Genomic DNA, 23,328 nt, shown 5'->3' with positions numbered 1-23,328 from the left:
TCTCCGCCAGGAGTGGATTGCCACGTTTCAGGGACCCTTGTGCGATTTGGGCTTGCGCCGGTGGGACTACGCTCCCAGGGGCGGCGGAGCGCGGTGCGCACCTTGCGGGCGGCTCACACGATCGGGGGCGCCCCCTCGCGCGGGCGTCCGAGAAGGCCGGGGCGCCGCTGCCAGGGATGTGGCCCGGCGGGCGGGCGGTAGCTCACGCCGAGCGCGTCCAGGCGCGCGTAATGTGCCTCCATGCGCCCCTCGAACGCCTCGAAGTCCCGTTTGTCAGAGGGCGGCAGCGCCGACCAGACGACCTCGGCGAAGGCGGCGAGCCGGGGGAAGACCTGGTAGTCCACCCGCCTGCGGTCCTCCATCACCTCGGTCCAGACATTGGCCTGGGCGCCCAGCACCCGGTCCGCGTCGGCGCCGGTGAGCTGCGGCGGAACCGGTTCGAAGCGGTAGACGTCCGCCAGCGTGCGCACCCAGCCGAGGGGTACCGGCTCGTCGTCGCCCCCGGCCTGCCGGTGGTCGAGGTAGACCTGTTGCTCGGGGCACATCACGACGTCGTGCCCGGCCCGCGCGGCGGCGACCCCGCCCGCGTAACCGCGCCAGGAGGAGACCGCGGCGCCCTCGGGCAGCGGGGCGTCGGGCGCGCCGCCCTCCAGGATCTCGTCCCAGCCGATCAGCCTGCGGCCGCGCTCGGCGAGCCAGTTGCCGAAGTGGCGGATGAACCAGCTCTGCAACTCGTCCTCGTCGGCGAGGCCCAGTTCACGGATGCGCTCCTGCGCGGCGGGGGATTCCTTCCACTGGTCCTTGGGGACCTCGTCGCCGCCGATGTGGACGAAGGTGCCGGGGAAGAGGTCGAGCACCTCCTCCAGTACGTGTTCGTAGAAGCGCAGGGTGGACTCGGCCGGGGACAGCACGTTGGGGTTGATGCGCCAGGTGTCCAGGACGCCGAGGGCGGCGGTGTCCACGACGTCGGTGTTGCCCAGCTCCGGGTAGGAGGCGATGGCGGCCTGCGAGTGCCCGGGGATGTCGATCTCGGGCACGACGGTGATGTGCCGCTCGGCGGCGTAGGCGACGATCTCGCGGATGTCGTCCTGGGTGTAGTGGCCGCCGTGCGGCCGCTCGTCCCACAGCGGGGACGCCCGGTGGCCCAGCTTGGTGCGCTCGCGCCAGCCGCCGACCTCGGTCAGCTTCGGGTAGCGGCGGATCTCGATCCGCCAGCCCTGGTCGTCGGTGAGGTGGAAGTGGAACACATTGAGCTTGTGGGCGGCGAGCAGGTCCAGATAGGCCAGGACGCCGTCCTTGGGCATGAAGTGGCGGGCCACGTCCAGCATCAGCCCGCGCCAGGCGAACCGCGGCGCGTCCTCGACCGTCCGCTCCGCCAGCTCCCAGCCGGTCTCCGCGGCCCTGAGCGGGGCCCGGCGGAAGGCGTCGGGGCCCAGCAGCTGACGGAGGGTCTGGGTGCCCCAGTGGACGCCCGCGGCGGTGCCGCCCGCGATCTCCACCCGGCCGTCGGCCACGGTGAGCCGATAGCCCTCGGGCTCAAGCGCGGCGTCGATCCGCAGGCTGATGGTGTCGTCGCCGCCGGGCTCGCCGTCCGGCAGGGACAGGCCGAGCGCCTGGCCGAGGGTGGTGCGCAGCAGCCGCGCCACCCCCTCGGTGCCGGGCCCGGCGGCCAGGGCGGTGTGCCGCGGGTGGATCCGCGCGCCCGCGCGGCCGGGACGGCTCTGGTCGTGGCGGGGCGCGGGGATCAGCCCCGCGGCGTCGTGAGTCATCTGCTCCCCTGTCGGCCTCTCGTCAGCTGACATCGGCCCTCATCAGCCGACGTCAGCTCTTGTCGGTCCTCGTCGGTCCTCGTCGGTCCTCAGCCCTTGGCAGTAGCCCTTGGCAGTCCTGAGCCCTTGGCAGTCCTCGTCGCCCCGTCAGTCCTTCACCGCGCCGCCGAGTCCGGAAACCAGTCGGCGCTGTACGAAGACGAAGAAGACGAGCACGGGAATGGTCATGACGGTGGAGGCGGCCATGATGCCGCCCCAGTCGTTGCCCTCGTCCTTGAAGAACACCAGCAGTGCCATGGGGAGGGTGGAGTTCTCCGTGGCGCTGATGATGAAGGACTTGGCGAACAGGAAGTCGTTCCAGGCGCCGATGAAGGAGAACACGCTCGTCGCCACCAGTCCGGGCAGCACCAAGGGGAAGAGGATCTGCCACAGGAAGCGGGAACGGCTGGCCCCGTCGATGTACGCGGCTTCCTCCAGCGACTGGGGCACGGCCTTGACGAAGCCGCGCAGCATCCAGATGGCGAACGGCAGCGAGAAGGCGATGTGCGGCAGCATCAGCGAGCCCAGGGTGTTGAGCCCCACCTGGGGAACCGTTTGTCCCAGATCCCTCATCAGGAAGAACATCGGGATGGTGAGCGCCTCGATCGGCACCATCTGCGCCACCAGGAACATGATCAGCAGGGTGGTGCGGAACCGGAAGCGGAAGCGGGTGACCGCGGTCGCCGCCAGGAAGGCGATCAGCGCGGAGACGACCACGACCACGACGGCCACGTACAGGCTGTTGAGGAAGTACCGCCCGAAGTCCTCCTGCTGGAAGACCCGCCGGAAGGAGTCAAGCGAGGGGGAGGCGGTCCAGGGCCGGGGCTCGGTGGACTGGATCTCCCCCTCGGGCTTGAACGCCGAGAGCACCATCCAGTACAGCGGGAACGCCACGAGCGCCGCGACCACCAGCGCGGTGGCCTCGGCCGCCAGCCGCCAGGGGCGGCGCACTCGCAGGGATATTCGCGGGAAACTCACAGTTCTTCTCCCTGACGTCGCAGCAGCCGCAGATAGACCAGGGTGACGCCGAGCAGCATCAGCAGCATCACCACGCCGATCGCCGAGCCCAGGCTGTACTGCGAGGACGCGAATGCCTTCTGGTAGGCGTAGACGTTGAGCGTGAGGTTCTGGCCCGCGATGCCGCCGCCGTCGGTCATCACAAAGATCTGGGTGAAGACCTTGAAGTCCCAGATGATCGACTGGATGGTCACCACGACCAGGATGGGGCGCAGCATCGGCGCCATCACGCCCCGCCAGATCCGCCAGTTGGAGGCCCCGTCGAGCGCGGCGGCCTCCAGCACCTCGGACGGGATGGCCTTGATACCCGCGTAGACGGTGACCATCACGAACGGGAACGAGCACCACACCACTTCGAACAGCACCAGCGCGAAGGCGCTGTAGCGGTCGTAGGTCCAGGAGTAGTCCTCGAACCCGGAGAGCCCGAGCCACACCAGGATCTTGTTCACCGGCCCGAAGTCGGGGTCGAAGAGGAAGACCCAGACCGTCGAGCCGGTGATCCCGGGGGTGGCCCAGGCGCCGAGGGCCGCGAGCATCAGGGCCAGCCGCGGCACCGCCCGTACCCGGGTCAGCAGGACCGCGAGCGTGCAGCCGACCGCGAGGGTCGACAGCACGCACGCGGCCGCGAAGACCACGGTGGCGAGGGTGACGTCCCAGAACTGGCTGTCACCGAACAGGTGGGCGTAGTTGGCGAAGCCCTGGAAGGTGGCCGGTACTCCGCCGCTCACCTGCGCCTGGGTGTACTCCAGAAAGGAGATCAGTCCGAGCTGGTAGATCGGATAGACCAGCAGACCGGCGAGGACGACCAGCGCCGGAGCGAGGTAGACCCAGGGGGTCCAGGCTCCCTTTTTCCTGACCGGGGCCGGCCTAGCGTGCTTTTTGGTGCCGGAGCTCACTGATGGAATGCCTCGTTCATTTTCTTCGCCGCGTCGCCGGCTGCGTCGTCCAGGCTCTTACGACCGCTGACGATCTCCTGGAACATCGTGGGCAGGATCATCTGGGAGTCAATGGTCGACCAGGCGGGCGACTGCGGAACGAACTTGGAGCTGTCGTTCAGGGTCTTCACGAACGGCTTGACGAACGGCTGCTTCTGGGCGACCTCGCCCCGCACGTCGGTGAACGTGGGCAGGAAGCCCATCGCCTCGAAAAGACTGCGCTGCGTCTGCTTTCCGGCCAGCGTCTTGAGCAGGTCCACCGAGAGGGAACGGTGGGTCGTACTCTTGAGTATTCCGAGGTTGTTGCCGCCCGCGAAGGCCGGGGCGACATCGCCCTCCTTGACGCCGGGCAGCGGAATCACCGCGTACTTGCCCTTGGCCTTGCCGGCTTCGATCGCCTGGTGGTTGAAGTCACCGGCGATCACCATGCCCGCCTTGCCCGAGGCGAATGCCTCGACCCCGTCGTTGCCACCCCACTGGGCGCACTTGGCGGCCGGGCAGTTGTCGTCGCCGAAGAGCGAGGTATAGGACTTGATGCCCTTCTTCGCGTCCTTGCTGTCGATGGCCGCGTCGTACTCGTTGGAGCCGAACTTGCCCTTCTCGGTGGCGAGGTCGCCACCGTTGGCCCAGATGAACGGCATCGCCGCATAGGTGGCCGCGCCACCGACCGCGAGGCCGTACATGTCCGAATGGGCCTGGCGGACCTTCTTCGCGGAAGAAACCACCTCGTCCAAGGTGGACGGGGGCTTGAGGCCCAGCTCCTTGAAGATGTCCGTGCGGTAGTACAGGGCCCGTACACCGACGAAGAAGGGTGCGCCATACACCTTGCCGCCGACGGTCACCGCGTACTCGGCCGTCGCGTCGGTGTTCTGGGTCTCGTCCCAGGCACCGAACTCCTTACTGATGTCGGCGAGGCCACCGTCCTGGACATATCCAGCCGTGTCGGTGTTCCCGAACTCGACCAGGTCCGGCGCGCTCTTGGGGTCGTTGAACGCCGCCTTCATCTTCTGCGCCCGGGTGTTGACCGGGATGTAGCTGACGTCGACCTTGACACCCTCGTGCTGCTTCTTGAAGGTGGCTATTGCCTCGTTGGCCACCTTTTCCTTCGGCTTGTTGTTGACCTCCTGGAAGAGCCAGATGCGCAGCGTGCCGGTCTTATCGTCCGTGCCGGAGGAACCGTCGGACGTGGAGGGGGCACAGGCGGTCGCGGTCAGCCCCGCGAGAACGAGCGCCACAGCGGGCGCAGCGACGCGCCGTGAAAGCGCGGGGGCTTTGGGGAGCTTCAATGGAACGAACCCTTACACCAGGGCGTTGCACATAATGCAACGCGTGTTTCGCTCAGCACAATACGCGTGAGGCTAGGGAACCTTGAGCGCCCCCACAAGAGGTCTGAACCACTTGGTGGAAAATCGAAACGAACCACGTCGCGACAAAAGGAACTTCGCGCTAGCGACGGGGCAACTCCTCGCCCCGATAGGCGGGTTCAACATACGGCACGGCCTCTACCCGCGCACCCGATTCCGCCAGCCGCTCGACCACCCGGTCCCAGTCCGGCCAGGTCTTCCGGAACCGCTCCAGAACGCGGTCGCTGGCCACCAGCACCACATCGGCGCCCGGGTCCTCGGCCCACTGCAGGAGTCTGGGCAGGGTCGGCTGGGCGACCGACATCACACAGCCGCCCGAGAGCCGGTAGCCCCGCTCGGCGGCCAGCCGCCCGCACCGCTCCAGCTGGGCGTCCCAGTCCTTTTCGAACTGGCAGTAGGCGCTGCCGCCTTCCGCTCCGGGCCCGTCGACTTCGGGCTCGTCGACCTCACGCGCCCCGAACACCAGATAGGCGGCCCGCGCCGCCCCGTTCTCCGTACGCCCGCTCATGGGCCGACCCTACTGGGGGCCGTCCGGCGCGCGGCAGGGCGCACACGGCACGGCACGCCCGGCCCGCGACCCCGTCTCGGGGTCGCGGGCCGGGCGTGCCGTCTGTCCGCGCGGGGCTCTTCGTCGAGGCTTTGCGTCAGCGCCTAGGGCCGACGGACCGGCTACTTCTTCCCGTCGCCGTCCTTGCCCTTGTCGCCACCGGCGCCCATGCCCTCGAAGATCTCCTTGCACATGGGACAGACCGGGTACTTCTTCGGGTCACGGCCCGGGACCCAGACCTTGCCGCAGAGTGCGACGACGGGAGATCCGGAGAGGGCGCTCTCCATGATCTTGTCCTTCTGTACATAGTGGGCATAGCGCTCGTGGTCGCCGTCACCGTGCGACACCTGCGGTGTCGGCTCAACGAGGGTCCCCGTGCCTGCCCCGCGCTCGGGCTCAAGAGTGCTCATACAGCCCTAGGGTACTCATGCCTAATTGAGAGAAGGGTCGTCCGGATACGTGGCGACCATGGCCAGCTCACTGCGCTGGCGGCGCAGCACCGACCGCCACAGCCGCTCGGGGGCGGGCGAGGACACATCGCCCGGCTCGGACTCCACCACGTACCACGCGCCCTCGGCGAGCTCGTCCTCCAGCTGACCGGGCCCCCAGCCCGCGTAACCGGCGAAGATGCGCAACGAGCCCACGGCCGCCGCCAGCAGCTCCGGCGGCGCCTCCAGGTCCACCAGGCCGATCGCGCCGTGCACCCTGCGCCAACCGAGTGGCCCGTCCTCGGTGCGCGCCGGGGACCTGCCCGACTCGCCCGGTACGACGGCCACGCCCAGCGCCGAGTCCAGCGAAACCGGACCGCCCTGGAAGACCACCCCCGGCTCCCCGGCCAGCGATGCCCACGACTCCAGGATGTCGCCCACCCCCACCGGGGTCGGACGGTTCAGGACCACGCCGAGCGAGCCCTCCTCGTCATGGTCAAGGAGCAGCACCACCGCGCGGTCGAAATTCGGGTCAGCAAGCGCCGGTGTCGCGACAAGCAACCGTCCTGTGAGCGAGGACACCTCGGTCATGGCCACATGATCCCCCATATCCGGGCCGGAGGGGGAGTGGAAGTCGAGTCCCGTATGAGAGCAGGTCGGGGCGCAGGACAGCAGACGCGGCGCACATGACCGTGGGCCCTTGGACCGGAACGGAACGTGTTGTGTCGCCCACGGGGCGACGCGATGGGCGCAAGAGCCTTACGGAGGCGGTCTCCGAGGCCATTACTCTTGGCCTTTGGCCCTAGTGCCTTTTGGCCCTTGCCCGTCTCAGGAACGCGAGACCAGATGACCCGCTCGAACGATGTCCTGCTCGTCCATGGCGGCACCCCGCTCGAAGGCGAGATCCGTGTCCGCGGCGCGAAGAACCTCGTGCCGAAGGCCATGGTGGCCGCCCTGCTCGGCAGCGCGCCCAGCAGGCTGCGCAACGTGCCCGACATCCGCGATGTGCGGGTGGTGCGCGGGCTGCTGCAGCTGCACGGAGTGACGGTGCGCCCCGGCGACGAGCCCGGGGAGCTGGTGCTCGATCCCACCCATGTGGAGAGCGCCAATGTCGCCGACATCGACGCGCACGCGGGTTCCTCGCGGATCCCGATCCTCTTCTGCGGCCCGCTGCTGCACCGCCTGGGCCACGCCTTCATCCCGGGCCTGGGCGGCTGTGACATCGGCGGCCGGCCGATCGACTTCCACTTCGACGTGCTGCGCCAGTTCGGGGCGACGATCGAGAAGCGGGCGGACGGCCAGTACCTGGAGGCGCCGCACCGGCTGCGCGGCACCAAGATCCGGCTGCCGTACCCGTCGGTGGGCTCCACCGAGCAGGTGCTGCTGACGGCGGTGCTCGCCGAGGGTGTGACGGAACTCTCCAACGCGGCGGTCGAGCCGGAGATCGAGGACCTCATCTGCGTACTGCAGAAGATGGGCGCCATCATCTCCATGGACACCGACCGCACGATCCGGATCACCGGTGTCGACCAGCTCGGCGGCTACAACCACCGCGCCCTCCCGGACCGTCTGGAGGCCGCCTCCTGGGCGAGCGCGGCGCTGGCCACCGAGGGTGGCATCTATGTGCGCGGCGCCCGCCAGCGCGAGATGATGACCTTCCTGAACACCTACCGCAAGGTCGGCGGCGCCTTCGACATCGGCGACGAGGGCATACGGTTCTGGCACCCGGGCGGCAAGCTCAACGCGATCGCCCTGGAGACCGACGTCCACCCCGGCTTCCAGACCGACTGGCAGCAGCCGCTGGTGGTGGCCCTGACCCAGGCGTCGGGCCTGTCCATCGTCCACGAGACGGTCTACGAGTCCCGGCTGGGCTTCACCTCGGCGCTCAACCAGATGGGCGCGCACATCCAGCTCTACCGCGAATGCCTGGGCGGCTCCGCGTGCCGGTTCGGCCAGCGCAACTTCCTGCACTCCGCGGTCGTCTCGGGACCCACCAAGCTCCAGGGCTCCGACCTGGTCATCCCCGACCTCCGCGGCGGCTTCTCCTACCTGATCGCAGCCCTGGCCGCCCAGGGCACCTCGCGGGTCCACGGCATCGACCTGATCAACCGCGGCTACGAGAACTTCATGGAGAAACTGGTCGAACTGGGTGCGAAAGTGGAGCTCCCGGGCGGCGGCAACGCCGTGTAGGGCCTCCGCGGAACCCCACAAAGCCTCCATTGGGCCTCGTACAGGCTCGTATGGGCCCGTAGAACCTCGTAGAGCCTCGTGGGCGGGCCTCAGGCCCGTAGGAGCGCCGAAGGGGCGGCCACCCTCCCGGGTGGCCGCCCCTCCTCATGCGCGGGGGCTTACTTGCCCTTGGCGGCTTCCTTGAGCTTGGAGCCCGCGGACACCTTCACGCTGTAGCCGGCCGGGATCTCGATCGGCTCACCGGTCTGCGGGTTGCGCGCGGTACGAGCGGCACGGTGGGTGCGCTCGAAGGTCAGGAAGCCGGGGATGGTGACCTTCTCGTCGCCCTTGGCGACGACCTCACCGGTCACCTCGGCGAGGGCGGCCAGCACGGCGTCGGCGTCCTTCCGGGTCACCTCGGCGCGCTCGGAAAGAGCGGCCACCAGCTCACTGCGGTTCATGTTGTACTCCCGTGTTCATCTTGCCAATGAGGCGTGAGATCGAAGCCGATGCTGCCAGGGCCCTCGGACAGTCCCCGGACCCGGGTCTGCTGTTCAGACCCTCGCGCCCGGAACGCATCCTGCCCCCACCTGTGGCGGGAATGCCAATCCGGAGCCCTGGAGAGTCACACGAAAAGCGCCGTGGCGGTCGTTTTCCTGCCCGCCACCCTATGGCCGCTCCCGGGACCCCGGAGTGCGCGACGCGCCGTGCCGCGCCTAGACCACAGTGGTACTGGTCACAGCGCGCGCCGCGTCCCGCACGGCCCCGGCGACCGCCCCCGCGACCTTGTCGTTGAAGACGCTCGGAATGATGTAGTTGGCATTGAGCTCGTCGTCGTGGACGACATCGGCGAGCGCACCAGCAGCAGCCAGCATCATCTCGGTGTTCACCGTACGCGACTGCGCGTCCAGCAAACCACGGAAAACGCCCGGGAACACCAGGACGTTGTTGATCTGGTTGGGGAAGTCCGAGCGGCCGGTGGCGACCACGGCGGCGGTCTGGCGGGCGATCGCCGGGTCCACCTCGGGGTCCGGGTTGGCCAGGGCGAAGACGATCGCGCCGTCCGCCATGGCGGCCACATCGTCGCCGGCGAGCACGTTCGGGGCCGAGACGCCGATGAAGACGTCCGCGCCCACCACGGCCTCGCGCAGGGTGCCCGTGACGCCCTCCGGGTTGGTGTTGTCCGCGATCCAGCGCAGCGGGGACTCCGGGTCGGCGGAGACCAGGTCCTGGCGCCCGGCGTGCACCACACCGTGGATGTCGGCCACCACCGCGTGCCGCACCCCCGCGGCGTTCAGCAACCGCAGGATGGCCGTGCCGGCCGCGCCCGCGCCGGACATGACGACCCTCACGTCCTCGATCTTCTTGTCAACCACCCGCAGCGCATTGGTGAGGGCGGCCAGCACCACGATCGCGGTGCCGTGCTGGTCGTCGTGGAAGACCGGGATGTCCACGGCCTCGCGCAGCCGCGCCTCGATCTCGAAGCAGCGGGGGGCGGAGATGTCCTCCAGGTTGATCCCCGCGAAGCCGGGGGCGATGGCCTTCACGATCGCGACGATCTCATCGGTGTCCTGGGTGTCCAGGCAGAGCGGCCAGGCGTCGATGCCCGCGAACCGCTTGAAGAGGGCCGCCTTGCCCTCCATGACCGGCAGGGCGGCCTTGGGGCCGATGTTGCCGAGGCCGAGCACCGCGGAGCCGTCGGTGACGACGGCCACACTGTTGCGCTTGATGGTGAGGCGGCGGGCGTCCTCGGGGTTGTCCGCGATGGCCTGGCAGACCCGGGCCACGCCCGGGGTGTAGACCATGGAGAGGTCGTCACGGTTGCGGATGGGGTGTTTGGACGACATCTCGATCTTGCCGCCGAGGTGCATCAGGAACGTACGGTCGGAGACCTTGCCGAGCGAGACGCCCTCGATGCCCCGCAGCTTCTCCACGATCTCCTGGGCGTGCGCGGTCGAGGTCGCGGCGATGGTCACGTCGATACGGAGCGTCTCATGGCCGGACGCGGTCACATCGAGGCCCGTGACCGAGCCACCGGAGGACTCCACGGCCGTGGTCAGCTGGCTGACCGCGGTACCGCTCGCGGGCACCTCCAGCCGGACCGTCATCGAGTACGAGACGCTGGGCGCCGTTGCCATGGCCTGGTTCCTCTGCTTTCCCTTGTTCATGCTGTCGGGCCGCGCAATTGCCGGGCCACGTCCACAGATGGTTACACCTACCTCTGGGTACGGGGTAACCCGGCCCGACTTTCGGACATATTGTTCTGACATAGCAGGGTGGGGTCACCCGAGTGGAAACCCCCACTCCTTCGCGGGAACGCCTGGCGAGGCGGGCCGTCCGCCGCGGCCACCGCCCTAGGCTCTGGCGCGCCACAGCGTCAGAGGACGCCGAGGAAGAGACAACGAGGAGCGCGGGCATGGCTCAGGGCACCGTGAAGTGGTTCAACGCCGAGAAGGGATACGGCTTCATCGCCCAGGAGGACGGCGGACCGGATGTCTTCGTCCACTACAGCTCGATCGACGGCAGCGGTTACCGCAGCCTGGTCGACGAGCAGCGGGTCGAATTCCAGATCGTGCAGGGCCGCAAGGGCCCCCAAGCGGAAGAGGTCCGCGTCCTGGGCGGCTGACGCCGCCGGGCGCGGACCCCTTACGGAAGAGATGAGAGGTGGCACCGACCCGCCATGCTCGCCTCGCGGCAAGTGGTCGCTCGAAGCGACGAAGGTTGGGCCCGGGGGCTTGGATCGGGCCGGTGCCACATCAAGGCTAACAAACAGGCCCGGGAAGGGATTCCCCTCCCGCGGGGTGGATTTCGCGGGCCGTCCGCGGCGGCGGCGGGGGCCGGTCCCCCGGCCACCGTGGGCGTCACTCCCGCAGCAGGTCGGGGACGCCGTTTTCGTTCGGCACATCGCGGTCGGACGCCACGACCGTCAGCCGCTGGGTGGCGCGGGTGAGCGCCACGTACAGCACCCGGAGCCCCGCCGGGGACTCATCGGCGATCTCGGCGGGCGAGACCACGACCGTCGCGTCGTACTCCAGCCCCTTCGCCTCCAGGCTGCCCAGCGCCACCACCCGGTCGCCCAGGCCCGTCAGCCACTGACGGGCCTGGGCGCGCCGGTTCATCGCGACGACGACGCCGACGGTGCCGTCCACCTCGTCCAGCAGCCGGACCGCCTCCCGGCGCGCCGCCTCGCCGAGGCCGCCGTCAGCGCCCGGTACGAAGCGCGGCGCCACGCCCGTGGAGCGGACCGCCTCGGGGGCGGGGGTGCCCGGCATGGCGAGGGCGAGGACCTTGGTGGCCAGTTCGGCGATCTCCGCCGGGTTGCGGTAGTTGACCGTGAGGGTGAAGCGGCGGCGGGGGCGGCTGCCCAGCGCCTCGTCCCGGGCCCGGCCCGCCTCCTCCGGGTCGGACCAGGAGCTCTGAGCCGGGTCGCCGACGACCGTCCAGGTGGCGTGGCGGCCCCGGCGTCCGATCATCCGCCACTGCATCGGGGTGAGGTCCTGCGCCTCGTCGACGATCACATGGGCGTAGTCGGCGCGCTCCCGCTCGGCGCGCTCGGCGCGGCTGCGGCGGGGGCTCACCCGGTCGGCGTACGTGGTCAGCTCGTCCAGACCGGTCAGCTGGTCCAGCGGATCGGCCTCGCGGGGGCCCGCGGGGCGGGCCGGGGCGCCCAGGAGGGTGGTGAGTTCGTCCAGCAGCGCCACGTCGTGGACCGACAGCGGGCCCTGCCCGTCCGGGCCGAGCCGGGCCAGCGACCGGGCCGTCTGACGGACCTCGCGGGGGTTGAGCACCCGCCGTGACCAGCGGCTGAGCCGCTTCTCTTCGGCCATGGCGGCGAGCACGGAGCGGGGGGTGAGCTCGGGCCACCAGGCGTCCAGGAACTCCTGGAAGGAGTCCTCGGAGGAGATGTCCTCGTCGAAGCCCTCCCGCGCCTCGGCGGCCAGCTCGGGGTCGGTGTACCGCCTGGGGGCGCCGGAGCGGGTCCACAGCGCGTCCAGGAGCAGTCGGCGGGCACGGGGACGCAGCAGATTGACGGGCGCGGTGCCGCCCAGCGCGTTCTGGCGGATGGTGCGCAGCTCATCGGCGTCCAGCTCGATCCGGGCGCCGAAGGCGACCACGCGCAGCCGCTCGGGCGGACCGCCGGGTCTGGCCCCGGGGCCCGCGCCGGGTCTGCCGCCGTGGGTGTCCAGCGCCCCGTCCAGCGCCCCGTCCAGCGTCAGCTGGCCGTGGTCGGATGACGAAGCCGCCGACGAGGACGACAGGGCCGATGAGGACGACGAGGGGGAAGACCCGGCGGCCCCGGCGGACCCGCGCGGCAGCTCCAGTGCGCCGCGGGCGGCCTTGCGCAGCACCTTCACCATCCGGGACGAGCCCTTGACGCGGGCCACCGCCGGGGTGTCGTACGTGGTGGCCTCGGCGCCCTCCACCAGCGAGCCCACCGCCCGGATGGCCACCTGCCCCTCCTCGCCCAGCGAGGGAAGCACGCCCTCGGTGTAGGCGACCAGCAGCGGGGTGGGGCTGACCACGAGGATGCCGCCCGCGTACCGCCGCCGGTCCTGGTAGAGCAGGTACGCCGCGCGGTGCAGCGCCACCGCCGTCTTCCCGGTGCCGGGGCCGCCCTCGACCTCGGTGATGGAGGCGGCGGGCGCGCGGATCACCTGGTCCTGCTCGGCCTGGATGGAGGCCACGATGTCCCGCATGGTGTGGCCGCGTGCCTGGCCGAGCGCGGCCATCAGCGCGCCGTCGCCGACCACCGGCAGCGCCCCGCCGTCGAGGGTGGCGCTGAGCTCCGGGCGCAGCAGGTCGTCCTCGACGCCCAGCACCCGGCGGCCCTTGCTGCGGATCACCCGGCGGCGGACGACCCGGCCGGGGGCGACCGGGGTGGAGCGGTAGAAGGGCGCGGCGGCGGGCGCCCGCCAGTCGATCACCAGCGGGGCGTAGTCGGCGTCGAGGACGCCGATGCGGCCGATGTGCAGCGTTTCGGCGATCTCCGCGCGGTCGCCGTCCGGGCCGGTGCGGATGGCGTCGTCGGCGGGCTCCACCGAGGTGTAGGCGCCGTCGGGGCCGCGTCGGCCGTCCTTGCCCGGCAGCAGATCGATGCGGCCGAAGAGGAAGTCCTCGAACTCGCTGTTCAGCCGGTTGAGGTGGACCCCGGCCCGGAAAACCTGGGCGTCCCGTTCCGCGAGCGCGCCCGGCGTGCCGACCTGGCCGCGCTTGGCGGCGTCGTCCATGAGGAACTCCGCCTCGTGGATCTTCTCCTCGAGGCGGTGGTACACCCGGTCAAGATGCGTCTGCTCGATCCGGATCTCGCTGTCCCGGACCCCGTCCCCGCGGTCCCCCCGCGGTGCCGTCCGGTCGTCATGCGTGGCGTTGTGCGCGGCCACCCAGGGGCCCCCTTCTGTGTTCTTAAGGGCAGCCGTCAACCGTACACCTGTGGAGAGGGGGTTTCTCAGAGCCTGACCTGGGCCAGCCGCTGGCCGTCCAGGGTGCGGACCTCGAACCGCTCGATCTCGTTGGTGTTCATGGCGGCGCCGCCCTGGGCGTAGAGCGGTTCCTTGCTCCAGCGGGAGCCGTCCCCGTCCTTGACGCCGTAGCCCGAGGTGGGCACGGCCCAGGTGGTGATGGTCTCCTCGTGGCCGTCCTTGCCGATGGCGACCAGGTCGCAGCTGCGCGGCCCCTTGAGGTTGCCCAGCTTGAGGGCGACGGAGGTGCCCCAGCCCTTCTGCTGCAGCGAGACGGAGGCGTCCACCTTGGTGACGGGGTCGACCGAGCCGAACTTCTCGCCCTGGTCGTACACCTGCTTGGAGGAGGAGGCCACCACCTGGTCCTTGCCGCCGTCGTCGGAGCCCGCGGTGATGGCGGCTCCCGCGAGCGGGCCGCCGACGATGAGGACGGCGGCCGCGGCGACGAGGAAGAGACGCCGTCGGCCGGAGGCTTTACGGCTCACCGCGACGTCGTCCAGCAGCCGGTCGAGCAGTTCGGGCCCCGGGCGGGCGGTGACCACCGCCGGATCCGGGAGCGCGGTGCCGTCGGCGGCGGTGGCGTACTCGGCCAGCAGCGGCGGCAGGCCCATCAGCTCGTCGAGCTCGGCGGCGCACCGCTCGCATCCGATGAGGTGGTCCTCGAAGCGCGCCGCGTCGGCGGGGTCGAGCACCCCGAGCGCATAGGCGCCGACCGCGGTGTGCTGCTGGTCGTCCGCTGCCGGCATCATGCCGTGACCCCCCGTTCCTCGAGCGAAAGCTTCAGGGAGCGCAGCGCGTAGAAGACCCGGGACCGCACCGTCCCGGCGGGAACGCCCAGCACTTCGGCCGCCTCACTCACCGTCCGTCCCTTGAAGTATGTCTCGACGAGCGCCGCTCTATGTGCGTCGGTGAGGTCATTCAGCGCGTCAGAAATGGTCATCTGGCGCAATGCGCGGTCGATGTCGTCCGCGGCGGGCATCGCATGGAGCGGCGCGGCGTCCACTTCGTGGGGGCGGGCGCGGCGTTGGCGGTGGCCGTCGATGACGATGCGGCGGGCCACGGTCACCAGCCAGGGTCGTACCGATCCGCCGGAGCGCCGCAATTGGTCGGCGTTGCGCCAGGCGCGCAGAAGGGTCTCCTGGACCACGTCCTCGGCACGGTGCCGGTCGCCCGCGACCAGGCGCAGGACGAAGGCGAGAAGCGGGCCTGCGTGCTCCGCGTAGAGCGCGCGCATGAGCGCGTCGTCCGGTGTCGTCCTCTCGGTCACGAGGGCATCTTTGCGTACGCAAGCCGCCGGGTCGAGGGGGGTACGGGCTGGAAACACTCGGCGTTCATCGACCACCGTGTGATGTACATCCCATTCCCCGGCTGAACTCTCCCGCTGTGCGATGCGTACTTGAGTCCGAGTGCGGCCGACGCCGGGCGGGCTTCGGCCATCAGGAAGGGCTCCCTCCCCAAATCCGCCCCGCAGGCCCCGGTCCCCCCATCCGGGGCCTGTGTCATGTCCGGGTACCGGGTGGTACTGACCGGGGCATGACCGAATATCGCCTCACGCTTTGCTGATGCTTGGATTTACCCGGCGTCGGTGCCGGGCGACCCGCTCGCGGTTTCCGCAGATTTCGCTGGAGCACCAGCGCCGGCGGCGGCCGCGCGAGGTGTCGAGATAGACCAGCGAGCAGGTCTCCCCCGCACAGCGCCGCAACTGCCCGCGCGCCACCGGGTCGGTGAGCAACTGCACCGCGTCCCGGGCGATCTGGGAGAGCAGCGCACCGCAGTCCGGCTTCCCGGCGAGGGCGCACACCAGGGTGCCGTCGGGGGTCCGTACGGCGCGCAGCGCGGGCGGGGCGGTGGCGGCCAGCGCGTTCATCCGCTCCAGATCGGCCGCCGCGGCATGGCCGTCGACCTCGGTGTGGACGATGCGGTGCAGCAGATCGCGGGCGGCCCGGAAGCGGACCAGCCAGCGGTGGTCCACGGCCTCGAGCGGGGTGCCGCCGGGCACCAGACCGGCGCCCAGCAGCCACGCCCTGAGGGGTTCCACCCCGCCGAGCCGCTCGACGGGCGCCTCGCTGAGCCGACCGCCGACGGTGGCCACCAGGTCCAGGCAGATCCGCCCCGAGTCGAACCGCAGGTCGTAGGCCGACGCCGACGCCATGTTCCCGTCACCCCTTCGGGAAGCCCCGATCCGGTCACCTTCAGAGTGCCCGCCGCGCGTGATACCCGTAACCCTCTCAGCCCAGCCCCTCCGGCAGAACTCCAGTCCCTCCGGCGATTGAGGAGCCGGGCCCGGGGCGGAGCCCCATGTTCCAGCCCCTCCGGCGTTTGAGGAGCGGGGTCCGGGGCGGGGTCCCGGCGGGGCCGAGGGGCGGAGCCCCGACAAAAACAGCTACCCGCCCCCATACTTCGTGTCGGCCGACGGATCGAGCGCCAGCCGATACCCCCGCTTGACCACCGTCTGGATCAGCTTCGGCGAGCCAAGAGCCGTCCGCAGCCGGGCCATCGCCGTCTCCACCGCGTGTTCATCACGCCCGGCCCCCGGCAACGACCGCAGCAGCTCCGACCGCGCCACGACCCAGCCCGGCCGACGCGCCAGGGCCCGCAGCAACGCCATCCCGGCGGGCGGCACCGTACGCAGCTCCCCGTCCACGACCACCGCATGGCCGCGGATCTCCAGCCGCCGCCCGGCGACCGGCAACGGCCGCACCCGGCCCGGAAGTTCCGCGGTCACCAGCTGCACCAGCGGCCCGAGCCGGAACCGTTCGGGCTGGGAGGTGGGGATGTCGTGGGCCTCCAGCGGCAGCGCGGTGACCGGCCCGACGCACGCGGGCAGCACATCGTGGCGGAGCGCGTCCAGCAGCTCCCCGCGCATTCCGCGCCGCTCCGCCCGGTCCAGCAGGCTCGCGGCGGCGGGCGCGCTGGTGAAGGTGACGGCGTCCAGGGCACGGGCGACCGTCGCGTCCAGCAGCCGGTCCACCGGACCGATGTCCTCCGGTGGCATCCAGCGGTACACCGGCACCCCGACCACCTCCGCCCCCGCGGCCCGCAGCGACTCGATGAAGCCGGGCAGCGGCTCGCCGTGCAGCTGGACGGCGACGCGGTTGCCCTCGACGCCCTCCTCCAGCAGCCGCTCGAGCACCTCGGCCATCGATTCGGAGGCCGGGTACCACTCCTCGGTGAGCCCGGCGGCCCGGATCGCCCCGCGCACCTTGGGCCCACGGGCCAGCACCCGCACCTCGCGCAACCGGTCGAGCAGGGCCTCGCCCAGGCCCCAGCCGTCGGCGGCCTCGACCCAGCCGCGGAAGCCGATGGCGGTGGTGGCGACCACGACATCGGGGGCGCTGTCGATCAACTGCTTGGTGGCGGCGAGGAGTTCGGAGTCGTCGGCCAGCGGCACGATCCGCAGCGCGGGCGCGTGCATCACCTCCGCGCCACGGCGCCGCAGCAGGGCGCCGAGCTCATCCGCACGGCGCGCGGCCGTGACCCCCACGGTGAATCCGGCGAGAGGGCCGACGGGCGGCTCATCGCCCGCGGCCCCGGTCTGTTCTCGGTGCATGGCTCTCGACCCGATCTCCCGATCTCCCGGTTCACTCGCGTAGCGGTGCCTTCGGCTCCGCATCCTGTCGCCGTCCCGTATCGGTGGCGGTTCCCGGAGGTTTCCCGGACGTAACGGGGCCGACGGCCGGGGGCTTCCGCGACGGGCCGTACGGGCTCCCCCGGCCGACCGCACGGGCCCCCGCCCGACCGTACGCCCCGAGCCGCCGGAACGCCCGCTCGGCTGTCGTCCCCCTCAGAAACCCGTTCAGAAGCCCGTTCAGACGTCCGCGTAGGCGGGTTGCCGCTCCGCCCGCGGATCATGCGCGCCCGCCCGCACGGCGGACACCGCGGCCGGGCGGCGGGCGCCACGGAGGTATACGGCCCAGGTGACCGCGGAGCACACCGCGTAGAAGCCGAGGAAGGAGACGAAGGCGGGGGTCCCGGACTGGGCGCCCAGGAACGACTCCCGGAAGGCGAGGTTGATCCCGAGGCCGCCGAGCGCGCCGACCGCCCCGATCAGCCCCATCGCCGCGCCCGACAGCCGCCGCCCGTAGACCGCGGCCTCCTCGCCGGTCAGGCCGCGGGCCACGGCCTTCGCCTGGAAGATGCCGGGGATCATCTTGAAGGTGGAGCCGTTGCCCAGCCCGCTGAGGACGAAGAGGGCGATGAAGCCGATGAGGAAGACGGTCAGCGACCCCTGTGCGGAGGCGCAGACGACCACGACGGTCGCGGCGGCCATGGCCCCGAAGGTCCACAGCGTGATCCTCGCGCCGCCGTGGGCGTCGGCGAGCCGACCGCCGACGGGGCGGACGAGCGACCCGAGCAGCGGGCCGATGAAGGTGAGCGAGGCGGCCTGGAGCGGGGTGCGGTCGAACTGGTTCTGCAGCACGAGACCGAAGGCGAAGCTGTAGCCGATGAACGAGCCGAAGGTGCCGATGTAGAGCAGTGACATGATCCAGGTGTGGGCGTCCCGCGCCGCCTCCCTGGCCGCCCCGGTGTCGTTGCGCACCGGCGCCAGGTTGTCCATGAACAGCGCCGAGAGCACCGCGGCGACGACGATCAGCGGGATGTAGACGGCGAGCACGAGCCGCGGGTGGGCCGCCCCGGCGGTGCCGATCACCAGCAGTCCGACCAGCTGGATCAGGGGCACGCCGATATTGCCGCCGCCCGCGTTGAGCCCGAGCGCCCAGCCCTTCCTGCGCAGCGGGTAGAAGGAGTTGATGTTGGTCATGGACGAGGCGAAGTTGCCGCCCCCGAGCCCGGTGAGCGCCGCGACCACCATGAACGTGGTGTACGAGGTTCCGGGCTCCATCACCACGGCGGCGGCGACCGCGGGCACGAGCAGCGTTCCCGCGCTGATGACCGTCCAGTTGCGCCCGCCGTACCGCGCGACGGCGAAGGTGTACGGCACCCGCAGCACCCCGCCCACCAGGGTGGGCACGGCGACCAGGAAGAACTTGCCGGCCGCGTCGACCCCGTACTCAGGGCCCATGAACAGCACCATCACCGACCACAGGGACCATAGGGAGAACCCGATGTGCTCGGAGAGGATGGAGAAGACCAGGTTCCGGGCGGCGATCCGCTCCCCCTCCTCCCTCCAGAACCTCTCGTCCTCCGGGTCCCACTGCTCGATCCAGCGGCCCCCCTTGCGTGCGGCGGTGGTGGTCGGGGCTGTCATCACGCCTCCACAGTTCTCGGTGTCGCTGCCTGACGGTAGGGACGGCGGATTTCCGGGCCGTGGCGGCAGGTGACGCGGACGAAACCTTGCTCTCACCCGTGCGCCCGGGCGGCGGTGAGGGGGATTCCCGGGGGCCGCGGGCCCTCAGGGCCGGTCGAGCCGAAGCCGCTCGGCCCTCGGCAGCCCCGCGACCACCAGGTCGTAGGAGTCCTCGATGAGCTCCCGGACCAGCCGGTCCGGGAGGCCGCCGTCGACCGTCACCGTGTTCCAGTGGCGCTTGTTCATATGCCACCCCGGGACGATCAGCCCCGGATGCCCCTCGCGGAGCCGCCCCGCGTCCGCCGGGTCGCACTTCAGATTCACCGTGAGCGGACGGGCGTCCAGCGTCGTCAGCGCGAAGATCTTGCCGAGCACCTTGAAGGTCGACACCCCCGGGTGCCGGGAGAACGGGAACTCCTCCACCACCGCGTTGAAGGAGAGGCAGAAGGACCGCAGTTGCTCGGGGGTCACTCCGGATTCTCCTCGCACTCGGCTGAAGGGACTGAAGGGGCTCAGGGGGCTGAAGGGGCGCAACGAACCCCAGGGGGCCAGGGCGATCCCCACCGTAGACCACCCCTCCGACAACGGGGCTCGAGCTCAGGCCCGGTCCCGGGCTCGGCCCCGGGTCCCGCGGCCCGCACGGCGCTAGATTCGGGTCCGTGATCGTATGGCTCAATGGCACCCACGGCGCGGGCAAGACGACGACCAGCGCACTCGTACAGCAGCTGATCCCGGATTCACGGGTGTTCGACGCCGAGAAGGTCGGCGAAACGCTCATGGACATCACACCGGGGCTGCCCTGGACGGGCAACTTCCAGCACTGGCCGCCCTGGCGGCCACTCGTCGTCGAGACCGCCCGCCACGTGCTCGACTACACCGGCGGCACGCTGGTGATGCCCATGACCGTCCTGGTCGAGCAGTACTGGCGGGAGATCAGCGCGGGCCTCGCCTCCCACGCCATTCCGGTGAGGCACTTCGTCCTCCACGCCGACCAGGACACCCTCCGCGGGCGCATCGAGGGGGACACCGTCCTTGGCCCCTCCCCGTTCCGTCTCTCCTACCTCGAGCCCTATGCCGAGGCGGCCCGCACATGGCTGCACGACGAGGCCGAGGTCATCGACACGACGCAGCTCACACCGGCCCAGGCCGCCCTGCGGATCGCCGGGGCCGTCACGAGGTGAGGTCCGCCTCGGGGTGGGGTAGCCAGGAGTTCGGTGGGCGGTGGAGCCAGCCGGACGCGGTCGCGAGCGTGCGGGCCGCGGCGTGGAGGGCATCCAGGCCGGGGTGGGTGAGGCCCTTGCGCCACACGATGGAGACCGGTGAGAGCGGAACGGGCTCGGTGAGGGGGCGCAGCACCGCGCCGGGGAGGTGGGTGAACACCTCGCTGGCCAGCACCGACCAGCGGCGCTTGGCCACCACCCGGATGAACTCCTCGTCCCCGTCGATCTCCGGGAACGGCTCCGCCATCGCGATCCCGCGCCCCGCGAAGAGCTGGGCGGCCAGGTCCGTCCACTCGGTGGTGGCGTCGTTGCCCGCCGCCGCGTACAGGGTCTCGCCCGCGAGCGCGGACAGCGGGACCTCCGCCAGCCGGGCCAGCGGGTGGTCCTCGCGCAGGACCACGGCGATGCGCTCGTAGCGGATCAGCCGGTGGTCCAGCCGGGCGAGCACGGCGGGGTCGAGGCCGCGGGCCCGGCCGAAGGAGACGTCGAGACGACCGGCGAGGAGTTCGGCGGCGGCCCCGGCCAGCCCGCTGTGGAAGCGGGCCACCAGCTCGGTCTCGGGGCCGGCGCGGCGCCGCGCCTCCGCCAGCACCCGGCTTCCGGTGCTCACCGGAGCGCTCACGTCCACCAGCAGCGGCCGGTGCTCGCCCCCGCTGAAGGCCGCCGCCAGGTCGTCCTGGGCCTGGAGCACCCGCCGGGCGTACGGCAGCAGCCGTTCGCCCGCGGCCGTGAGGGCGACCTGGCGGGTGGTACGGACGAACAGCTCCGCGCCCAACTCCCGCTCCAGGCGCCGGATGTCGCGGCTGAGGGCCTGCTGGGCGACGTAGAGGCGGGCGGCGGCGCGGGTGAAGTGCAGCTCGTCGGCAACGGCGGTGAAGGCGCGCAGCAGGCGCGGTTCGAGGTCCCGGTTCACCCGCACATGGTGACCGACGCGCCCCTGGATCCCCACCCGGCCAGCATTGACAACGCAGATGCGTGAATGGCCCCCGATCAGGTGTTGGACCGCTCCCGGCTGGGCCCGGGACCGTAGTGGCATGATCCGCTTCCTCGCCTCCCGCCCCGTCGTCCCCCGCCCCTCCCCCACCCCCGCGCCACGCCGCCGCCGTTCGCCGCTCACCGCCCTCGCCTCCGCCCTGGCAGCCCTCGTGCGACGGCTGCCGGGCCTCGCGGGGGCCGCTGTCAGGAGGCGTCGGCCTCCGAGAGGAAGGGCCTGAGCAGGGACAACAAGGGGCCGGGCCGTTCCTCGGGAAGGTAGTGGCCGCTGTCGTCGATCACCGCGCCGCGGGTCGCCGGGGCGACCTGGCTGAGGCTGTGGACGGGGGCCGGTCCTCCGGCCCGGCCGCAGCCGACGGCCAGGGTGGGCATCGGGAGCGGGGTGCGGGCGAGTTCGGCGAGGGCGGCGGTGTCGGCGGGGACGTTGCGGTAGTACCCGAAGCCGTTGGCCAGTCGGCCCGGGCGGGTGTAGCTGCGCAGATAGGTGTCGACATCGGCGGGGCGGATGGCCCCGGTCTCCAGGGCGTGCCCGTAGAAGTGCTCCAGCAGGATCCGCTCCCGGCCCGCGGCCAGCTCCTCCGCGAGGCCGGGCACCGAGAAGAGGCCGAAGTGCCAGAGCCCGGCGCGGGCGATCAGTTCGCTCAGCCCGAAGCCGTGCAGGGGTACGGCGAGCAGGGTGAAGCTGCGGACGTGGGCGGGGTGGGCGGCGGCCCACGCATAGCCGATCGGGCCGCCCAGATCGTGGCCGACGACATGGACCCGCCCCAGGCCCAGCTCGGCGCGCCAGGCGTCGAGCAGATCGGCGGCGATCCGGACGCCGTGGCCGCGCGGGGACGGGCCCGAGTCTCCCAGGCCCGGCAGGTCCACCGCGAACACCTCGTGGTGGCGGGCGAGTTCGGGGATCACCTTGCGCCAGGCGTACCAGGTCTGCGGCCAGCCGTGCAGCAGGACGACGGGGGTCCCGGGGCCCACCGCCGCCCGCACCCAGTGCAGTCGCACGCCCTCGATCGTCGCCTCGCCGTGTTCTCGCGTTTCGCTCACTTCACTGGCTTTACTCGCTTCACTGGCTTTACTCGCTTCACTGGCTTTACTCGCTTCGCTCACTTCGCTCATGCGGAACAGTCGAGCACCGGCGCCACCATGCTTTCCTCTTCGATATATGAGACGTGAAGGGATTATTCGCGATCAGATATAGGCTTGGCCCTTATGGAGCTGCGCCATCTCCGCTACGCGCTCGCCCTCGCCGAGCACGCCCACTTCGGCCGCGCCGCCGCCGCGCTGGGCATCCGGCAGCCACCGCTGTCCCAGCAGATCAAGGCGCTGGAGACCGAGTTGGGCGTACAGCTCTTCGACCGCACCGGGCACGGGGTGCGGCCCACCGCGGCGGGCGAGGCGTTCCTCGCCCGGGCCCGGCAGGTGCTGGACCATCTCGACCTCGCCGTACGGGACGCGGCCGACGCCGGGCGGGGCGAGACCGGTTCGCTGGCCATCGGCTTCCTCGGCACCGCGCTGGCCGCCGTGCTGCCCGAGGTGTTCACCGCCTTCCGGACCCGCCGCCCGCAGGTACGGCTGGAGCTGCGGGAGCTCCCCAGCGCCCGGCAGATCGAGGCGCTGCTGGACGGCAGCCTGGACGCCGGGGTCATCTGCGGCCCGCCGCCCGCGGCCGCCCGGCGGCGGCTGACCAGCCTGCCGCTGGGCCGGGAGACCCTGGTGGCGGCGGTGCCGTCCGGCCATCCGCTGACCGCCGCCGCGGCCGTGCCCGTACGGGCGTTGGACACCGAGCCGCTGATCCTCTCCTCACGGCAGGCCGAGCCCGCCGCCGCCGATGTGGCGCTGGCCGTGTGCAGGGCCGCCGGGGTCGAGCCGCGGATCGCGCATGAGGCGCACAATCTGCACACCCTGCTGGGGCTGGTCGCCTGCGGGCTGGGCATCGGCATCGGCCCGGCGGGGATGCGGCGCTTCCGGCATGTGGGGGTGGCCCTGCTGCCGCTGGAACCGGCCGCCGCGGGGCTGGAGTTCCACCTGGCGCACCGCTTCGGCCCGGTCCCGAGCGTGCTGGGCGCGTTCCTCCGTACGGTTCGCCAGGTCCACCGGCCCTGAGGGGACGGCCGCTCGCGCTCAGCGGCAGCGGCCGGGGCAT

22 protein-coding genes are annotated in these 23,328 nt (G+C 71.3%); 4 read left to right on the top strand and 18 right to left on the bottom strand.

The window, feature by feature from the left end; translation table 11 throughout:
* Positions 1-113 precede the first annotated feature (113 nt).
* The 7 genes from VT50_RS06410 to VT50_RS06380 form a co-directional block, all read right to left on the bottom strand.
* On the bottom strand, positions 114-1,769 hold the full coding sequence (locus VT50_RS06410; RefSeq protein ID WP_046090978.1) for a beta-N-acetylhexosaminidase: 1,656 nt from the start codon (positions 1,767-1,769) through the stop codon (positions 114-116).
* 147 nt (positions 1,770-1,916) lie between these two features.
* Complete coding sequence (locus VT50_RS06405) at positions 1,917-2,786, bottom strand: carbohydrate ABC transporter permease (protein WP_046090979.1); 870 nt, start codon at positions 2,784-2,786, stop codon at positions 1,917-1,919.
* On the bottom strand, positions 2,783-3,721 hold the full coding sequence (locus VT50_RS06400; RefSeq protein WP_046090980.1) for a carbohydrate ABC transporter permease: 939 nt from the start codon (positions 3,719-3,721) through the stop codon (positions 2,783-2,785). Before VT50_RS06400 ends, VT50_RS06405 begins: the two co-directional genes overlap by 4 nt.
* Entirely contained in the window at positions 3,718-4,995 is a 1,278-nt protein-coding gene (locus VT50_RS06395; protein ID WP_240529061.1) for an extracellular solute-binding protein, read from the bottom strand. The genes VT50_RS06400 and VT50_RS06395 overlap by 4 nt, the downstream gene beginning before the upstream one ends.
* Positions 4,996-5,206: 211 nt before the next feature.
* Complete coding sequence (locus tag VT50_RS06390; protein ID WP_046090982.1) at positions 5,207-5,632, bottom strand: recombinase family protein; 426 nt, start codon at positions 5,630-5,632, stop codon at positions 5,207-5,209.
* A 161-nt stretch (positions 5,633-5,793) separates the two neighbouring features.
* Positions 5,794-6,081 carry a DUF3039 domain-containing protein gene (locus tag VT50_RS06385; RefSeq protein WP_075200572.1) on the bottom strand — a complete coding sequence of 96 codons (288 nt, stop codon included), beginning with the start codon at positions 6,079-6,081 and terminating at the stop codon, positions 5,794-5,796.
* A 21-nt stretch (positions 6,082-6,102) separates the two neighbouring features.
* Positions 6,103-6,690, bottom strand: a complete 588-nt coding sequence (locus VT50_RS06380; protein ID WP_046090439.1) for a YqgE/AlgH family protein — start codon at positions 6,688-6,690, stop codon at positions 6,103-6,105.
* Between the two features lie 255 nt (positions 6,691-6,945).
* On the opposite strand from VT50_RS06380, the gene murA reads away from it, so the two are divergent.
* The gene (gene murA / locus VT50_RS06375) at positions 6,946-8,289 is read left to right on the top strand and encodes a UDP-N-acetylglucosamine 1-carboxyvinyltransferase (protein WP_046090438.1); all 1,344 of its coding nucleotides are present in this window, start codon (positions 6,946-6,948) and stop codon (positions 8,287-8,289) included.
* Positions 8,290-8,447: 158 nt separating this feature from the next.
* On the opposite strand, the gene VT50_RS06370 is transcribed toward murA, so the two are convergent.
* Together VT50_RS06370 and VT50_RS06365 are read right to left on the bottom strand one after the other, a co-directional pair.
* Positions 8,448-8,729 (bottom strand): HU family DNA-binding protein, encoded by a 282-nt coding sequence (locus VT50_RS06370; RefSeq protein WP_009717479.1) that lies wholly within the window; start codon positions 8,727-8,729, stop codon positions 8,448-8,450.
* A 255-nt stretch (positions 8,730-8,984) separates the two neighbouring features.
* On the bottom strand, positions 8,985-10,406 hold the full coding sequence (locus VT50_RS06365; RefSeq protein WP_046090437.1) for an NAD-dependent malic enzyme: 1,422 nt from the start codon (positions 10,404-10,406) through the stop codon (positions 8,985-8,987).
* A gap of 278 nt (positions 10,407-10,684) precedes the next feature.
* On the opposite strand from VT50_RS06365, the gene VT50_RS06360 reads away from it, so the two are divergent.
* Complete coding sequence (locus tag VT50_RS06360; protein WP_020870916.1) at positions 10,685-10,894, top strand: cold-shock protein; 210 nt, start codon at positions 10,685-10,687, stop codon at positions 10,892-10,894.
* Positions 10,895-11,129: 235 nt separating this feature from the next.
* Here VT50_RS06360 and VT50_RS06355 read toward each other — a convergent pair whose 3' ends face one another.
* From VT50_RS06355 to VT50_RS06325, 7 genes are all read right to left on the bottom strand, one after another.
* On the bottom strand, positions 11,130-13,649 hold the full coding sequence (locus VT50_RS06355) for a HelD family protein (RefSeq protein ID WP_063893286.1): 2,520 nt from the start codon (positions 13,647-13,649) through the stop codon (positions 11,130-11,132).
* Positions 13,650-13,714: 65 nt separating this feature from the next.
* Entirely contained in the window at positions 13,715-14,476 is a 762-nt protein-coding gene (locus tag VT50_RS06350; RefSeq protein WP_046090436.1) for an anti-sigma factor family protein, read from the bottom strand.
* Positions 14,473-14,994, bottom strand: a complete 522-nt coding sequence (locus VT50_RS06345) for a sigma-70 family RNA polymerase sigma factor (RefSeq protein WP_046090435.1) — start codon at positions 14,992-14,994, stop codon at positions 14,473-14,475. Before VT50_RS06345 ends, VT50_RS06350 begins: the two co-directional genes overlap by 4 nt.
* A gap of 282 nt (positions 14,995-15,276) precedes the next feature.
* Positions 15,277-15,879 carry a CGNR zinc finger domain-containing protein gene (locus VT50_RS06340; protein ID WP_046090434.1) on the bottom strand — a complete coding sequence of 201 codons (603 nt, stop codon included), beginning with the start codon at positions 15,877-15,879 and terminating at the stop codon, positions 15,277-15,279.
* Positions 15,880-16,110: 231 nt separating this feature from the next.
* Positions 16,111-17,277: a uroporphyrinogen-III synthase gene (locus VT50_RS06335; RefSeq protein WP_046090433.1), complete on the bottom strand. Its 1,167-nt coding sequence runs from the start codon at positions 17,275-17,277 to the stop codon at positions 16,111-16,113.
* Positions 17,278-17,535: 258 nt separating this feature from the next.
* Positions 17,536-18,936 (bottom strand): nitrate/nitrite transporter, encoded by a 1,401-nt coding sequence (locus VT50_RS06330; protein WP_046090432.1) that lies wholly within the window; start codon positions 18,934-18,936, stop codon positions 17,536-17,538.
* Between the two features lie 144 nt (positions 18,937-19,080).
* Positions 19,081-19,446 carry an MmcQ/YjbR family DNA-binding protein gene (locus VT50_RS06325; protein WP_046090431.1) on the bottom strand — a complete coding sequence of 122 codons (366 nt, stop codon included), beginning with the start codon at positions 19,444-19,446 and terminating at the stop codon, positions 19,081-19,083.
* Positions 19,447-19,634: 188 nt separating this feature from the next.
* Between VT50_RS06325 and VT50_RS06320 the strand changes: the two genes are divergently transcribed.
* Positions 19,635-20,156 carry a P-loop nucleotide/nucleoside kinase family protein gene (locus VT50_RS06320; RefSeq protein ID WP_046090430.1) on the top strand — a complete coding sequence of 174 codons (522 nt, stop codon included), beginning with the start codon at positions 19,635-19,637 and terminating at the stop codon, positions 20,154-20,156.
* Here VT50_RS06320 and VT50_RS06315 read toward each other — a convergent pair.
* Together VT50_RS06315 and VT50_RS06310 are read right to left on the bottom strand one after the other, a co-directional pair.
* Complete coding sequence (locus VT50_RS06315) at positions 20,146-21,108, bottom strand: LysR family transcriptional regulator (RefSeq protein ID WP_079343778.1); 963 nt, start codon at positions 21,106-21,108, stop codon at positions 20,146-20,148. The two genes, VT50_RS06320 and VT50_RS06315, sit on opposite strands and share 11 nt — an antisense overlap.
* Positions 21,109-21,374: 266 nt before the next feature.
* On the bottom strand, positions 21,375-22,229 hold the full coding sequence (locus VT50_RS06310; protein WP_158083188.1) for an alpha/beta fold hydrolase: 855 nt from the start codon (positions 22,227-22,229) through the stop codon (positions 21,375-21,377).
* Positions 22,230-22,394: 165 nt separating this feature from the next.
* Here VT50_RS06310 and VT50_RS06305 point away from each other — a divergent pair, with 165 nt between their 5' ends.
* Positions 22,395-23,288 (top strand): LysR substrate-binding domain-containing protein, encoded by an 894-nt coding sequence (locus VT50_RS06305; protein WP_046085440.1) that lies wholly within the window; start codon positions 22,395-22,397, stop codon positions 23,286-23,288.
* The last annotated feature ends 40 nt before the right edge of the window (positions 23,289-23,328 follow it).

Source organism: Streptomyces antioxidans (assembly GCF_000968685.2).
Classification (GTDB): domain Bacteria; phylum Actinomycetota; class Actinomycetes; order Streptomycetales; family Streptomycetaceae; genus Streptomyces; species Streptomyces antioxidans.
The sequence above is the reverse complement of the archived record's forward strand: the minus strand, read 5'-3'. Positions and strand labels throughout refer to the sequence as shown.